Source organism: Legionella lytica (genome assembly GCF_023921225.1).
Classification (GTDB): Bacteria; Pseudomonadota; Gammaproteobacteria; order Legionellales; family Legionellaceae; genus Legionella; species Legionella lytica.
On sequence record NZ_CP071527.1, the window covers coordinates 3,086,931 to 3,103,573 of the forward strand.

Here is a 16,643-nt window from a genome sequence, read left to right on the forward strand (position 1 = left end):
ACGATTCACGTTACTTGCTCGAATTCACCTTGCTTAGTCATTACTCTAAGGAGCTGCGTCAGGAAAATAATCGTCGATTAAAATAAATTCTCCAGTTTTATTCACGATTGCCTCAGCGCCATATTTGAGGTTATGAAAATAGTTATGCAACAAATCGGCCGTTTGGGATACCAAACGATGAGATGACATCACCGATAGATGGCCATGTCTGTCTAAAACACTTAATGAGTCTTCATGGTTAGCGACATATTCTTCAATATACCCGGAGGATCCTGGCACAATGGCATCTTCTGTGGCAATAAAAAAATGATAGCGGCTGGATGAGTTTTTTATTATTTGCTCTTTAAGCTGCGAAAGAAACTCACTGTTAATTTCCATTTCTCTTACGGAATCAGAAAACCACGACAATGGTTTCATCGCAAGATAAGATCCATTGAAGGGAGTACCCACGGTAATAACCCAGGGAACGTCAATACCGACAGCTGCTGCTAAAAACTCAGCAAAATAAGAGGCAACCAATCCTCCTCGCGAATGAGCCATGAGAATGACTCGCTGATGTTGGTTAGTTTTTATTTTGTCTCTTAATTCTTCAGCAAAAGACTCAATACTTCGTCCATGATAGCGTTGCTCAAATGCAATTAAATTTAAAGAAGAAATTTCTTCTGGAAGTCCGACTTGCAACAGACGTTCGGCCACTCGTTCAAAGGCAGAAGAATGATCCGCGGTGCCATGAATAAAGTAAATTGCTGTTTCTAACTCTGGATTTTGCGCTTTTTTTTGATAGGAAGGGTTTTCATAGTATTTATCCCCGGAAGACGATGTTAGCCAATAATAGCTGTGCGCAAAAACGCCGGTGAACGCAACTGGTTGTTTTATCTTTGCTGTATCAATAACACTTTTTAGCATAGTAAACTCCCTTTTAAATTTTCAAATTAATAATATCCTTATTCATTCCCTAAAAACCTGACGTAGCCCGTATTAGCTCAGTGTAATACGGCTACGAAATTTTACTTAAAGTTTAAAATTACTACTGCTCGCAATAGCCATCACTTGTGGCTCATCGTTTGCTTCTGTATAAGGAGCGATAATGGGCAAAAAGGCTTTGTAAAAACGCGCCAAGGATGGACTTACCTTGGAAGAAAACAAGTTCATATAAGGTTCAATGGCCTCATAACTAGCCCTACCCAAGAGCACACTCTCTAAAGCACGTGCCGCCTCAGCCTTTTTATCTCTATGCTCGGTCTCCGTATCTTTTCTATATCTTAAACATTCAAACAAACAAATCAAAATGTTGTTACCACTCTTTTTGGCATAATGTTCTGGTAGGTAGTTCTTTTTGTTACGTACACTAAGCGAAGCATTAGCATTTAATAAATACAATACAATACACCGCTTATATTTCCTGCGCCAGCTGCTAAATGCAAGGCAGTAGCTGTCAACAACTCGCCTACGCGGGGTACTTTAATTAAAAATACAAAACATAGCATTTTGTATCAAATTACTATATTATTCGTTTTTTTGGAGAATAATATGGGCATTGTAAAAATTTCCACCGAATTACATGAAGCAACTAAGCTCATGGCACGAGCAATGAGCCGTTCCATTAATTCGCAAGCAGAATATTGGATCAGAATAGGAAAACTGGCAGAAGAAAATCCATCGATTACCTATCCTGAAATTCTCAAAATGTTAATAACTCAAGCATCCCTAGGTGAAATAAACGATGTTAGTGAAGACTGCTGAAGCAATAGATAAAATGCGCGTTGCCGGTAAATTAGCGGCTTCCGTACTGCATATGATAGAGCCGTATGTTGTTGCCGGTGTAAGCACGAATACGCTTGAGCAATTATGCAGGCACTATATTCTTGAGGACTTGCAAGCAAATCCCTCTACCTTAAATCATTATGGATTTCCCGCCTGCATTTGCACCTCCATCAATCATGTGGTTTGTCATGGCATCCCATCTGATAAGCTGCTTAAAGAAGGCGATATTATTAACATTGACGTTACCGTGCAAAAAGATGGATACATCGGTGATACCAGTAAAATGTTTCTGGTGGGCGCGGTCAAACCCTTTGCTAAACGACTGGTAAAAGTTAGCCAAGAATGCTTGTATAAAGCCATTGCCATTGTACGTCCGGGAACTCAGCTTGGCGATATCGGCAACATCATTCAAAAACATGCTGAACAAAACGGGTATTCAGTGGTACGGGAATATGGTGGGCATGGGATTGGTAGATCTATGTGGGAGGAGCCAGAGGTCTTGCATTATGGCAAAGCTAATACTGGGCTTGAGTTACAAGCAGGAATGACGTTCACAATTGAACCCATGCTTAATCTGGGTCGAAAAGAAATTAAAACCTTGGGGGATGGTTGGACAGTAGTCACTAAGGATCATAAATTGTCGGCACAATGGGAACATACCATTTTAGTAACAGATGATGGGTATGAAGTGCTTAGCTTAAGGCCAGAGGAATGTTTGTAAGAAATCCCGTTCTAATCAATACGCAAAGAATTTTCCCCTGTTCTTTGCGTTCTAGCATGCTCCAAACCCATGGCGGCTCGAATAAGACTATAAACTTTATTCGCATTATTCTGAGCAGCAACAATGAGGTTTGTGCCCGCAGCATCACCTGCTTTATACACATTCTTTAAATGATGTTGTTCAACCGCTGCAATTAAAGAGGACTTATCTCCTCCTTCAAAACCTAAAGCACAGATAATAAGGTCAATATCTTGGATCGTTTTTAATTGGCTACTTTCTGGGTCTATCGGTTTAAGCTCACGTGGTAACGTGTCAAAAAGCGATACCAAATGGCTATCATTTTGTATTTGCTCCGCGTATTTGAATTTAGACTCTTTAATTTGCAGAACTAACTTGCCATTGCGCGAATTCATGTTAATTTTTACGGGTTCAACCAAGAATAATTCCGTACCATGGACAAATTCCACTTCTATTTTTTTCAGTAGATTCTCATCGCTAAGGGCGGCGGAAGGCATAGGATAGCTATTGGGTATAAAATGTTTAGGTGGTTGAGGGCCGCGTACTAAGATATTTAATTCCCCGAATGTATTTTGTGCTTGATTGAAATAGCGAGCCAACCAACGAATCACATCTTGCGCGGTATCCCCACCCCCAACCACCACAATTTTTTTATTGCGTGGGTCCATGGGACCTAAATGTTTTTTAATTAATGTGTCTTTAGCATCCGGACTCATCATCGGGTCGATTAAGAGCGAAGCAATATGATTAGCCTCCTTGAGAAAATCAACTGCCTGCACTAATTTGCTATGTTGTATTTGTGGAAGATCTGCAATAATAGCCGAACTTAATTGTCTAGGCTGTCCTGCACCAATGCATGCGGCAACAAACTGATGCTCATTATGGCTACTGGCAATAATTTGCTCGCTACCCTTAATGCGAAACTCACCTGTCGTATACTCATAAAAAACGTCGCTGTTTAAATACAGCTTCAGCCCCATGTTACATAGGTATTGGAAATCCTCCGCCAGGTAAACTTTATCAAATTTATGCGCAGGAATACCATCGACCAGCAAGCCGCCGGCTTTATCAGATTTTTCATACATGCGTACCTGAACCCCATCCAATAGGGCTTTATAAGCCATTTGCATGGCGGCAGGGCCAGAGCCAATAATAATCAGCTCCCGCTCCTTTTTTCTAACATGCTTGGGAACACAAAATGGCGGACTATACGTCGCCATTAACTTGTCATACTCATATTTTGCAGCACAGCCATCTGAAATTCCGCCTCCAAACACTAAAGCTATTTCTTCTTTAGTCCATATTTTTTTACCATCAAACCATCCTAAAGCACGACCCAGCTGATAAAGTGCGTATTCGATGTCTTTGATGTGTACCGCATCTCCCGTCAACTTACCGCCTCGTTGGTTGTTTGCAGCTCCAGGATTGGGAATAGTTTCCGTACAGGCGTTTTGACATGGGGCAGGACAGGCGGCCCCCGTATAAGAAATAAAGGGAGATTCTTCTATTTGTACTGCAAAGGCCTGGCGTAAATAACTCCATTGTGCCGTACTCAAGGTTCCCTGCTCATTAACAGGAGCAATTCTTTTTAATAGCGCGTTAATGGTATTAATGCCTTTTCCACTAGGGCATCCGCTCTCTATTTTTTCATTCCCAGAACAGGACTGCGCACGACAACCTGAGCATCCCTGTGCATGTTGCGTTAGTTCACCAACATAGATCAGTATATCTTTTAACGGTTTTAAAAGCTGATAATCCAAGGTTCCACGGATATCGCTTAAACGTATTTCGACTGGATTTAATTGTTTAAGTACTGGTTTTTTTAATGCGGAGATGGGGATATGGTATTCAACTTCTGGTTTTAGCGGAGAAAGCTGGCGTAAAAATTCTTCGGCTTCGGGGGTAAACACGGTATGAATATCTTGCTGCAACAGGCTTTGTAGTTCATTAAACTCTGTCGTTGTTGCCTGAGGAAGGCTGAGTATTTTTTCAATGAGCCAAACCTGCATGCCTTGGGTTAAGGTGGTATCTCTTAAATAGTAGGTCTGAATTACATCTAATACCTGTCGCCAACTTTGAATTTTATCCATTTCGATGGGGATCAATACCTTAAAATGCGCCAATTTAAACTGTTCAATTATTTGTTTTGCAATAACTGAATCAGTCTTTTCCCAATGTTCGCGAAGCAGCGTTAAAATAACCTTTTTATAAGCACGGCGCTCTTTGGGTGAAATAATGCGCACAGAGGTGGAAGCTTGCACGCGATTATCCGGATCATAGGCAAAAATAACGCCCCCTGAAGCCCCCGTTCCCAAACCTTGGCCTACGCGTCCTAAAATCATTCCCGTACCTGAAGTCATGTACTCAAAAGCAAAGTCACCAACCCCTTCGACCACTACTTCCGCACCTTTAAGTAAAATAGCAAAACGATGCCCTGCTTGACCATTAACGTAAATTTTTCCACCACTGGCGCCATAAAGCATGGCATTACCGGCAATGCTATTTAGGCTCGCTTCCTGCGCATTTATTTGCGTAGGACTGCAAAGAATTAATTCGCCCCCCGTCATACTTTTGCCACAGCCATCCTGGACAGAACCAATATGCTTTAAGTGAATCGCATTGAGAAAACCATAACTTTGCCCCGCATTCCCTGTGGTAGTTATGCTTACTTTTTTCAGGGGATTTTCTTGTAAATAGGGGGTAAGCACTCCCATAATTCGTGCTCCGAAACTACGATTATGGGTAGTAAGCGCTATGGGTTCGGAAACAAATCCATCGTTGGACTGACTCAACTGATGCGTTATGCGGTTTATTAATTCATCCTCTTGAGGGCGAAGCAATTTTTGCTGTATTAACTCATTAATTGACTCATGCCTTGTTAAAACTGGGGGAAGCTCCTCACGTGAAAGCAGTGCCGAAAAATCATAAGAACCGAGGGACTCAGGAGAAATAAGTTGTAACAAGTCGGTTCTATCTCGAAGTTCACGCAGTGAATGAAAGCCCAACTCCACTAAACGCTGTTGAATAGATGCCGCAAGGTTTACAAAATAACGCTCGGTATTTATTTGATCCCCTTTAAATAAATGCCCATCAGTTGCCACTCCGGGCTGACAACTGAGATTACAAGTACGCTGCATTTTACAACCTAGCGTAAGCATCGCCATGGAACCAAATTCAAATAGATCGGCGCCTAAAACCGCAGCAATTAGTACATCATCTGCCGTTTTAAAACCACCGCTAACGCGTAGTTGCACTAACTCTCGTTGGTAGGTTTGGCGTAGAGCCTTATTCACTTCGGCCAGCCCCAATTCTGCAGGAAATCCAGCATGTTTGATGCTGGACTGTTGTGCCGCTCCAGTGCCACCAGAGTTTCCGGCAATATTAATAATATCTGCTCCCGCTTTAGCAACACCGATGGCAATCGCACCAATTCCTTGTGAAGCCACTAACTTAACAGCCACTTTGAGGTCATTCTTTACTGATTTCAAGTCATAAATGAGTTGCTCTAAATCTTCGATGGAGTAAATGTCATGGTGTGGTGGTGGACTAATAAAACTAAGGTGTGGAAGCCCACCTCGCTGTGCTGCAAATCGTATAGAAACTTTAGTTCCTGGTAATTCGCCCCCTTCACCAGGTTTAGCCCCCTGGGCAATTTTAATTTCTATTTCTTCAGCACTGAGAATTTGCGCGGCACTCACACCAAAACGTCCTGAAGCAAACTGTTTACTACGAGTCGAGGTTAATGAACAGCGCAGATCATGGGGGGCTTCACCACCTTCCCCTGAAGCTGATTTTGCTCCCACAGCATTCATGCCACGGGTTAGGGTTTCATGAGCTCCGAGTTTACCCGGGTTTGTCGGATCGGTGACTGTTAATGCTCCCTGGCTCATGCTGCCTGCGTACAATAAGCTACGAATTTCTTGCTGGCTTTGGATTGGCAGCTCATGGTCTTGCATTTTATCGCTTCCTCCTCCAGCTTCAATTTTAAAATAATCACGTAATGACGTAGGATTTTCATATTGATAGCTCTGTACTGCTTGGGTAAATTTTTTAAATGCTGCGGAGGGCTTAAATTGCTCCAAATAATCTATAGGATAAAATCCCTCTTTGTCTTTAAAGCGAGGGTCGAGAAAACCTGCCGTTACAGAAAAGGAAGACACATCGGCAATGAAATCAGGATATCCTTTTTGATGCAGGCTTAGATGCATTTGATACATGCTAGCAGCTAGATTTTCTTCGTTCATCCATGCGGTAAAAGCATTAACTATTTGCGGACCAAACCCATGTTTTACGCCATTTTTTTCTGGCATATAATAGCCTGAGCGCGGTAGAAGAATAAAATCCTGATCGGGATTATTGGCTTGCTGATGCCTGATTAAAACCCCTTGAGCAACCTGCCCGAGACTCACGCCCTTTAACGGCGAATAAATTTTTGTAAAAATAGCAGATAAGCTTAAGGAGTCACCTTCATCAGTCATGGGGCTCAAATCCAACCCTAATGCAGCAATCAATGAGCCATTGATGTAATTATTCACATCCGTAATCCCCATTTTCCCCATCGTTTTGAGCAAACATTTTTGCAGTGCCTCACCATAATTAGCACAATAGACATAAGGGTTATCAGGAAAAAGGGCTTGTATTTTGGCATAAGCGCCACGGGGATAGACTGCCTTTGCACCAAGAGCTAATAAAGTAGAAACTTGATGAGGACCGGTGATTTGGTAGGAATCAATAGTAATTGATACGTTAAAATCCAAATGCTTTCTCTCGAGAAACTTCCTTATTACTGCAACTGCAATCAAATCGGGAATAACGGCTCGTTGTGGGCCTGCGTGACGATCACTTAAGATTAAATTTGTTATTTTGCGCTCATAAATTACTTCTTCTACATGCTGTAATAAAGTTTGGATGGCGGTCCTTAAAAGCTCATTCGCCTGTTCCAGGGTGAACGAGGTTTGTCCAAAGTACACAGCAAAGCTGGTATCAATAACTTGTGAATTAACCTGAGGGTGATGCTCAATATGAGTCAATTCATCCACGTTTAAAATAGGAGAAGAAAGTTCAATGAATTGCGAAGGCACTGTAGCATCGCCCCAGCCACCAATGAAGGTGCTTAGAGAAAAGCGCGAACGCTCTTTAATGGAATCTAAGGGTGGTGCGGACACTTGAGCAAATAATTGATGGAAAAAATAGGAGATGTGAGGGGGTAAGGCATGGGTGTATAAGATATTGGTATCATCCCCCATGGCGGCAGTGCGCTCGCAACCAGTTTCCGCCATAACCCGCACCACTTGATCTTCGGTTTCATAATCCCAGCCAGCTGCATACAAAATACGCTCTAAATCTGAGCCAGTCGGAGTTTTTAAGTAATGTTCTATTGCAACAACATGCTCCCTTGGAGAAAGAGGGAATACTATTTTTTGCACTTGCTGCTGAAAATAATCTGGGCGATTTTGGTGATAACGTGCGGCAATATACTCCAGGATTTCCTGGGTTTGTAACAGTTGCCCTTCAGCGGTTAATAATAACATCCCACCCGGCTCAAGATGTCCTTTTCTGAGCAAAACACCTTCTTCAACGTTAATGAAATCATCTGAAGCTGCATACAGGCGATGGCGGCCTTGTCGGTCTTCAACTAAAGCCCAGCGCGATGGTCGAAGCCCCATGCTATCTAGTTTTGCAATAAAGTTTCCGCAAAAACCAGCAACGATAAAGGCAGGACCATTGTATGAGGTTCGTTCCAAAGCCCAATATTTTAGCATGGCGCTAATTTCATCAGAAAACCCACCTTGATCCGGCGCCAAAAGTCGAACTACTGCCTCATCTAAAGGGATTTGTTTCATCACAATTTGATTGGCCAAATCAGCATCTAATTGCATCGAGTCAGACAGCGTCTCATTGGGATAAATGCCCTTGAATTGTTGCGCATTTAACTCATAAGTCATTTGTTTGGCATTACTAAATGCAGAATTTAATTCACCATTATGAGAGGTAAAATTAGGGCAAGGCTGCGCATTAGACCATTGTGGACTAGTATTCGTAGCAAACCGCGCATGCACATCACAGGCATGAGCCGTAAAATCCGGATCACGCAAATCGAGGTAGACCTCTCCCAATAGGGGGGAAGGTATCATTCCTTTATAGACAATTTTTTCGCTACTTAAGCTGACAATATTGAGCGGAACTTGTTGTTCACGCGCGTGATAGTAAATCGCTTGGTTCAATTTAATAAGAGTAAATTCGTGTAACTCCGAAGGTATCGGGGTATTGGCTATTAGAATAATTTGCCAGATAGCTGGCTTTTTAGTTCGCGCACGCTCAGATAATACGCTTAAATTCATTGATTTATCTAAATTACGCCAACCAATGATTTTAAGGCCGTGATTTTTAGCACAAATATCAATAAGCTTTGTTGCCTTGGTGAATTGCTGTGGATCCTGAGGGAGAAAAAACTGCCCCATGGCATAATATTTATCTTTTAGATTTACTAATAAATCGCGTGCTTCTCCTACTGAAAAATCTCCATTTTTCAGTAGTTTATTAAAAAAAAGAGACGACAACCCATAGAGGCGTATACCAGAACCATCACTCTCTTGCGTTGCTAAGTTATAGCCTGAGCGGTAGCTAAAACTGGTTAATACATCTAGACCTTCTTTGACTAAGTCATGACTATTTATCAATGAACCATCTTTTGAAAAATGAACAATTAGACCTACTCCGCATGCCGAGGAGTCATGTTGACCTGGTGGACTGATGCAATGTTCTATGTGTTTCTTGACCATAGATCTCTCTTACTCACTAAAATAGTCTTACTAATCAGCAAGAATGTTATGATTTTTAGTTTCTAACCTATACATAAGAGTGGGCCTAATAAAACATGTAATCTAAGTATAGAACTAAATGATCACATAGGATCAAAATACTTCCATTGATGTAAAATCCGGAGAAAAAAATAGCTGTTGTCATCTCGTTATTTTCAAGGTGATCACATACTGGGCAGCAATAAGCTCTTGTTTTTATTATGCATGATTGGGCAGAAAAGCCTTGATTGTGCTAACGCTACATCAAGGCTACAAAACTACATGATTAAGTAACAAAGAGGGATCGCGATTGACTTGGGGATAGCCACTTGCTTGGCGTTCATAAACCCATTAATTTCGCAGTCACTAATAAAAGCAAATAACTTTTCAAAATAATTATCAATATTCAAAAAACCTATTTTTTATCCAGCGTTGCCAAGGGTTTTTTGTCGAATCATGGTAATGGATATGCTTATTTTTAGCTATGTTATTGGAAGATAAAAATAAGCGCCACGTTTGATTTCTGCAAAGCCAAATCAAAGTCAGCGCCATGGATATAATCTAAAATTTGAAATTAGCTTCTATCTCTTTTATTTAAGAATATTAACTCTTTGTTTCAGTAATTCATCTAACCCATTGAACTCGTCTAAACATTGCTGGACCTCTTTTGTAATTACATAAGGCAGAGATAGCGTAACTGGAGTTAAATAGAGTAAATCGCCAAGAGTTAAATACTGAGGACTATGAACTTCTGTAATAGTGCAATACATGATCGATTCGGAGGTTTCGGGATGGCTCACAGCAAGTTGATAGATGTGGACCGCAGCAGAGTTTTCTTCTGTATTCATCTTGAGCTTAACAAATTCAGGTAATTCTGTAACACCTAAAAAAGAATCTTTTTTGGTTAAAAAAAACTTATCATCTTTAATGGTTTGGCCAATAGAACCACCATGATAAATTTTATCATGCGTGCCTTGAAACCAAGCAGGGATTGATGAAGTAAAATGAACCATAGCACAGGTCCGCATGATCCCCCTTGAATTTAAATTGGTAACCCGTAAACACCCCTCTTGTAACAAAACCTCCACATCATAATAGTCAAATAATAATTTAATCCGCTGACTATTGAGTAACCCGCGCATTTTGCTAAGTACCCCCGGATCTCGTGAAGGTATTTTTTGGTTCACTTCACTATTCTTGGATTTAAAAAAAATATCTGGGGGTACCACTTGAAGTTTTGAATACATAAGTAATTATCTAAAACGAAATTAAGCACATTTTAAATTTACATGATTGGTATGTAAACATATTGGCAGAAACAGAGTTGGTTACTCAACTGCATAACAACCCCGCTTCTTCTACATTTTTAAATACCCTTAGGGGCTCTATAAAGTCAATGTTCGCGAACATCGAACGCCTAAAAGCTCGCTCTTAAGATCAATGCATTGCTCACTATTGCCTCCAGCGGCAAAACATTCGGACCAAGCATTATCACTCGGGTTGCCTGATTGCTCTGTAGAACTCCAATGATCTCCGACTAAGCACTTCGAGCCGGCACAGTTATCAATGAGTATGGGTAAATTATCAACCATGTTTTGTAGCGCCGGAGATGGGCAAATCAGGGCGCCAGAATCAGGTCCCATATCGCAAATAGAAGGTAAATACCAATCTGAATACCCATTAATTTCTTGTTTACAACGACCCGCGGCATAACTTGATAACGGAGGAATAGAAATGGCAAAATTACTGTAATAAGTATAAATATTATTGGTATTGCAAGAGCCATCTGTAATGCCATTGCAATTGGATTGCCCAGGATATAAGGTCGCAGGTGGGCTGGAGCTTTCATTAGGACTTGGAGCATCAGCCGTTGAGGCATCATCAATTCCCCAAATGCTTACTCCATTATCATAATTACCGGAACTATCTGAACTCCAGAGGATGCCGGTATTTGGCGAGACCTGGTCGATAAGTGCGGTAACCTTACCCCCCACACTTCCTGAGCTTATAGTTGTATCATCAATTGCATACACATACCCGCCTTGATAAATACAGCCATAACTAAGTACTGCTATTTTAATTTGGCTTTCGTTCGTATTACTACCCTTTACCGTGAGGATAGCATCAACTGGAACAGTGCCCGTGGTGCACGCAGAGCTTGCTGTATTACCGGGTGTAATCGTTATGCTACACGAGTTTGCAGGCCCTAATGTGCCACTACATGTTGACGCGGTAATGGCGGTTCCTGCTGGAAGCCCAAAGGATGTAACCGACACATTTGTGGCGGAAATTAATCCATTGTTAGTAACTGTTAGTGTTCTGGATTGACCTGTTAATGCCTCATTTACATAGACACAACCAATTGCTCCTAACGGACACTTAACTGAGAGCGCTAAGGAGGTCTTATTTGATATCAATGTTGTTTGATTTACGGAGTTAGTCAGCGTTATTTTTGTAGGCACTGTATTGTTAACAGAGAATAAACAATATCCATTCTTATTTGGTGTACATCCAGTCAAGGAGTAACCCGGGGTATTCACCTTGATACCCGCTGCGGGATATACACGATTAGGTATTGTAGTACGGATGCTTAAGGATAGAGCGGAAACCTCATAGTTTTGGCACGATAAGGGCCCTTTACCATTCAGACATAGGGTTATACTCACCTGAGATACCGTACCCGTAGCAGACACATTAAAAAAAAGTTCACTTCATCTATATCACCTTTATTCTTAACGGTTTCAAACCGTTCAATAAAGTTCTTGGTATATTCTGCCATAATCTGAGCATAGTCATTTTCCTCTATTTCCCAGTCACCCGACGTTTCAAAAAAACCACCGTAAGTATAAACCGTCGTGTAAAATAGCTCTATTTCTTGTTCAGTATACGATTGATTAATACAATCCTCTTTATTGCTAAAGCAAAGTATTCCCGAGTTCAAATCTAAACTAGAACGATAAGCAGTTTCTTTTGGATCGGCACTTCGTTGTAATAATTGTTTTAAGCCATCGTGGGAAAAATTATTTCTACTTATGCTAAAACCCGCTGAACCAACCATACAACCGGCGTATGTTACATCATAAAACCCATCATTTTTATGCATGGTCCGAAAATGGATCTTTTTAAGCAAGTCATTAGGAATTCTTAAGGGCTCCTGGCCTGGACAGATACCATGCTGGATAGAGGCAAGCAAACCTTGCAATGCTTTCAATATTTCATTTTCATTATGAATTTTCCCGTTGTCATTTTCATAACGCCGGTCATACTGCAGAGGTCCTTGTTCATCTTTCAATTTGCATCCATCAACATACAAACGATAAAGTTGTTCTGTAGGGATATTTCTAAGAAATGTTAAGCCTTGTTGCAAATTACCAAGCCCTAGCTTAGGTTGGGTATTTTGAGGTGCCATATGTATGTCTCTGTTAAATAAGTAAAAATCCATTTAAAAATAGATAGCGCCCACTCTATAATAGTGGCAATTAAAGAACAACATAGATAATATCTAATACCTTTGCTTGTTTTTTGCCATTTCCTGGTCAAAACAATTTGAATAATACGGCTGATAACTTGGAATGAAAACAACCTAAACGAACAATTTATACACTCTCGTTACATATCAACTGTTGTTTTATGCGCTTTTTATGTAACATAGAACCAATAAACTTATTTTTTAACCAAAAGAGAAAAGTATTGTGCCCGAGAGTTCGTCGAAGAAAAATACAGAATCATTAAGTGATCAAAATGCAAGCCTGCTCGAAAAATATCGAGTTAGTTTCAACTCTATTGCACAGATTAATTACGTTAGCGATGCATTTTCCGATCGTATTACTCTAAAAGGTTCTTCCCACACTATAGAAGAATGGCTCACAACCAAAGATCCGTCGAAACGAGCAGGTTTTCAAGCTTCATCAGCCCGTTATATACCGGAGGCCTTATATTTTCTTGAAAAACTACTTCCCTATATAATGAAAATGCGCCAAGTTCTTCCTTTTTTAGAAGAAGAAGACCGCATATGGGATGTTTTAAATAGAGATATCTCAACCCTAGATATAAAACAGCTTGAGCAAGAATTAATAGAGCAAGCTAAAATTACGAAAACTCAAGATTCGTTAAGCCAATCTGCAATAAAAAAGCAGCAAGCCGAAATAAGATCCATCAAAGACCTTATTCGAATTAAAAATGCCCCTACTGAAACAAGAAAACAATTAGTAAAAGAAATCCATCAGCTACAATTAGAAACGACGCAAATCTTAAAACAAGCTTACCAGGATCTTCTGGAACTATGGAATGGCTGCCTTCGAGACAATTGCCCTTTACCACTTAATCGCTCTGAAACAGCTATTTCTGATATCAAAAACAGCAATATAGAACAACTTATTAATGAAATCGAAAGCCTTCTACATTCCGAAGTTAGGCTGAAAAAACCCATATTCGGGCGTGAAATTGATAAAGATAGCTTTTTCAATGATACCCACAAAAGAACCAATACGCTGTCTCAACCAATAACTAAAGACGAAGAGAGCGAAATAAAAGATCCTGTGGAATTATTTTTAAAGCTTCAACAAAAACAAGTTTGCTTACTTGATGGATTTAATAAGGTTTTGAGCTCCATAGTTTATAATGCCGTGGGAACAGAAGGAATTAGACAATGTGAGCGTTACGAATCTGATTATGAAAAAGGAGCCCACAAATGGCATGGCAGCAAAAAGTTGCCTGTCCCTATTCAAGCTAATGATAATAATATTGCCATAATTGCCAAATGGATTTACAAAAATATTATGAACATGCACAACACGCTCACTAGCCAGGAAACACTGCAAAGAAGAACTAGCATTTTTGGTTTTTTAGCTAAAAAACCCTCTCGAAGCGAACCAAGCACACCACGGGTAAATAAATTAACATCTTATTCACAAAAGGAGTTAGAAGAAATTTATAAACTTGAACAGCAGATAGCACCTGTAGCAAAAAAACTAATGGATAGCCAACTTCCCTTAAATCAAGAGGAACGCCAAAACTATTTAGATCTGCATGCCAAGTTTGATATCTTAGTAAAACTAAGACCAGAGTATAAAACGTTACAAAACGACATAAGAAAGTTATTAGCCCCACCCGAGACTAAAGCCAAAGTAATGAGTACTGATGATGCAACTCAAGATATTAATCTAGTAATTTAGCTTAATTTAATGATGTTGTATCGTTTAAATACAACATCATCATTGGCCTCTAGCCTAATGGCTCTGAGGTTCAACGAGACGGACTTTTAATCCCATTATATATCCACTAATAATGCTTCTTTGCCCAAAATACACCAATCCTCCTCCAACTCCCAAATCACAACTTGCACAAAATTTGTATTATTCAGATATTTCAGCCATTGATTTTGCACTATTGCATATTTTTAAAATATAGATAGAATGCCCCGGCGCAATGGAAAAAAACAAATAAGCCCAACAATATCAAGGATATTATTATGGAAAAAATTACAAGGCTAGTGCCTCAAGCATGTATTGCATTACTCACATCCCTTTCTTTAACCGCATGTACATCTATTGGTCGTGTTCCACTTGATGTGAATCAACAACACACCATCCACCAAGCTAATGAAATATTGGCAACAAATCAAAAAACACTAGAAGTAGAGCCAATGGCTTCTCCCTCGGCCGCTTATGGTGGTGCATTTGGAGCTCCCGGAATTATTGCTGCCGCAGTGATAAACGGTGCCGTTGTTCATAGTGAAAATAAAAAAGCGGAAAAACGTTTTGACCCAATTCATAAGAACCTTGTCGGCGTAGATTTTAATCAACAAATGAATCAGCAACTTTCTAAAGAATTAAAAACCATAAAATGGTTACATTTCAATAAAGGCAAAGTTGATGGAGAGGTTTCTTTAGCCAAGAAAAATATACTTATCAACGAGTCTAAAGGTGATGCATTGGTCTATGTTGGTTTATCTTATAAACTTTCCCATAATACCCTAGATACACTCATGATGGCTGCGGATGTGGAAATATATAAAAAAGGTGTCCCAAGACCGACTTTAATCTACCAAAATAAATTCCAATACTTTGAAAAACTCGCTCCCCTACCAATTAACGAAGCCATTAAACATTGGGCTGATAATAATGCTGCCAAAGCTCGTCAGGCAATGCAAACAGGAATTCAATTCTTATCAAAAGCGATAGCCCAAGACATTCAAAATCCAACAACCAACTCAAATATGCATTATCCCGTGAACATTTGGTATACGGATGTAAGAGAGGGGCACGGAATCATTGAAGCAGGCCATCTCGAAGAGAAAATTGGTGATAAAAATGTTGTTCGTAACCGATTTGGTGAACTAACGATTATTAATGACCGATTAGTGACTAAGAGAACATAATTTTTGTCTTTCTCGTTTTCCTGCTTCTTAGTTTAAGAGGCAGGAAAAAATGGCCTTGTACTAATGACTCCAGCAATACACGTTTTTTGATGTATTCAATTTTAATCCCATTGAAATAATGGACATAGACCTACATAATGATCGCCCTTTAAACAAAATTCATTAACAAGGTGCATCATGCCCAAAAATAATGTTCCACGTCAAAATGTAAAAACCAATAATGATCCAATGAGCAAAAATCAATTTGTCTTTAAATTGACGCCGCCCCCCAGAAACTTAGATAATGATCCCTCCGTAATGAAATATCAATTTCACTTCAAAGTTGGTAAGGACAAAAATTTAGGCGATGCGGAACCCGTATATAAATCAAAGAAACGTTCGTCTCAATCCACAATGCCAACAATAATACAGTCTACTTATACGACCAGCTCTGTTTATTCCCCTGCATCCGAGGTGACCCCAAGCCTTTATAACAATGCGAATTCGCCACTATTCTTTACAACTCCTCCAAGTACGAATCGCACTTTATCACCACAAACAAGCGCTCTTAATACGTCGTTCACTAGAAATACAAAACTTCCTATCGTTTCCAGTATTAAGGCTGAGAAAATCAAAATGTCGAATTTGGTCAATGACGAAATGGTGGATGAGAAAAAATTAGACGTACTAACAATCCATACATTAGCTGAAACATTTCAGGTGCCAGCGAAAACTCTGGAAACAGATTTGACCATTGCAAAACGCTGGTAAACAAATTTAGTCCTAATGCACCCATCTTTTGGTAATAGAGTTTAAAAGTTATCTATTACCAAAAGACATACCTCAAGGCTTTTGTCTTCCTCTATCATAATTTAAAACCAAATTTTTAAAGCAGCTGCAATGTCTGGCTTTTTTAGTATTTATAGTCATGTGAGTTATTTCTTTAACAGATAATAAACGAAAAAATACTTATAAACTAAGC

Annotated in this window: 11 protein-coding genes; 5 read left to right on the top strand and 6 right to left on the bottom strand. The window is 39.9% G+C overall.

Annotation, left to right across the window (positions count from 1 at the left end):
• Positions 1-45: 45 nt before the first annotated feature.
• Both J2N86_RS13580 and J2N86_RS13585 read right to left on the bottom strand, forming a co-directional pair.
• Positions 46-906, bottom strand: a complete 861-nt coding sequence (locus tag J2N86_RS13580) for an alpha/beta hydrolase (protein WP_252580005.1) — start codon at positions 904-906, stop codon at positions 46-48.
• Positions 907-1,011: 105 nt separating this feature from the next.
• The gene (locus J2N86_RS13585) at positions 1,012-1,380 is read right to left on the bottom strand and encodes a hypothetical protein (RefSeq protein ID WP_252580006.1); all 369 of its coding nucleotides are present in this window, start codon (positions 1,378-1,380) and stop codon (positions 1,012-1,014) included.
• A gap of 150 nt (positions 1,381-1,530) precedes the next feature.
• Here J2N86_RS13585 and J2N86_RS13590 point away from each other — a divergent pair, with 150 nt between their 5' ends.
• Both J2N86_RS13590 and map read left to right on the top strand, forming a co-directional pair.
• Positions 1,531-1,743 carry a ParD-like family protein gene (locus J2N86_RS13590; protein WP_252580008.1) on the top strand — a complete coding sequence of 71 codons (213 nt, stop codon included), beginning with the start codon at positions 1,531-1,533 and terminating at the stop codon, positions 1,741-1,743.
• Positions 1,724-2,485: a type I methionyl aminopeptidase gene (map, locus tag J2N86_RS13595; RefSeq protein ID WP_252580009.1), complete on the top strand. Its 762-nt coding sequence runs from the start codon at positions 1,724-1,726 to the stop codon at positions 2,483-2,485. Before J2N86_RS13590 ends, map begins: the two co-directional genes overlap by 20 nt.
• Before the next feature lie 11 nt (positions 2,486-2,496).
• On the opposite strand, the gene J2N86_RS13600 is transcribed toward map, so the two are convergent.
• The 4 genes from J2N86_RS13600 to J2N86_RS13615 form a co-directional block, all read right to left on the bottom strand.
• Positions 2,497-9,285: a glutamate synthase-related protein gene (locus tag J2N86_RS13600; protein ID WP_252580010.1), complete on the bottom strand. Its 6,789-nt coding sequence runs from the start codon at positions 9,283-9,285 to the stop codon at positions 2,497-2,499.
• A gap of 608 nt (positions 9,286-9,893) precedes the next feature.
• A complete protein-coding gene (locus J2N86_RS13605; RefSeq protein ID WP_252580011.1) occupies positions 9,894-10,490 on the bottom strand; it encodes a hypothetical protein in 597 nt (198 codons plus the stop codon).
• A gap of 198 nt (positions 10,491-10,688) precedes the next feature.
• The gene (locus J2N86_RS13610) at positions 10,689-11,969 is read right to left on the bottom strand and encodes a DUF11 domain-containing protein (protein ID WP_252580012.1); all 1,281 of its coding nucleotides are present in this window, start codon (positions 11,967-11,969) and stop codon (positions 10,689-10,691) included.
• Positions 11,966-12,712 carry a hypothetical protein gene (locus J2N86_RS13615; protein ID WP_252580013.1) on the bottom strand — a complete coding sequence of 249 codons (747 nt, stop codon included), beginning with the start codon at positions 12,710-12,712 and terminating at the stop codon, positions 11,966-11,968. The genes J2N86_RS13610 and J2N86_RS13615 overlap by 4 nt, the downstream gene beginning before the upstream one ends.
• A 283-nt stretch (positions 12,713-12,995) precedes the next feature.
• On the opposite strand from J2N86_RS13615, the gene J2N86_RS13620 reads away from it, so the two are divergent.
• The 3 genes from J2N86_RS13620 (at position 12,996) to J2N86_RS13630 (ending at position 16,432) form a co-directional block, all read left to right on the top strand.
• Positions 12,996-14,477: a hypothetical protein gene (locus tag J2N86_RS13620; RefSeq protein ID WP_252580014.1), complete on the top strand. Its 1,482-nt coding sequence runs from the start codon at positions 12,996-12,998 to the stop codon at positions 14,475-14,477.
• 296 nt (positions 14,478-14,773) lie between these two features.
• Entirely contained in the window at positions 14,774-15,682 is a 909-nt protein-coding gene (locus J2N86_RS13625) for a hypothetical protein (RefSeq protein WP_252580015.1), read from the top strand.
• Positions 15,683-15,859: 177 nt separating this feature from the next.
• Entirely contained in the window at positions 15,860-16,432 is a 573-nt protein-coding gene (locus J2N86_RS13630) for a hypothetical protein (RefSeq protein WP_252580017.1), read from the top strand.
• Positions 16,433-16,643 lie beyond the last annotated feature (211 nt).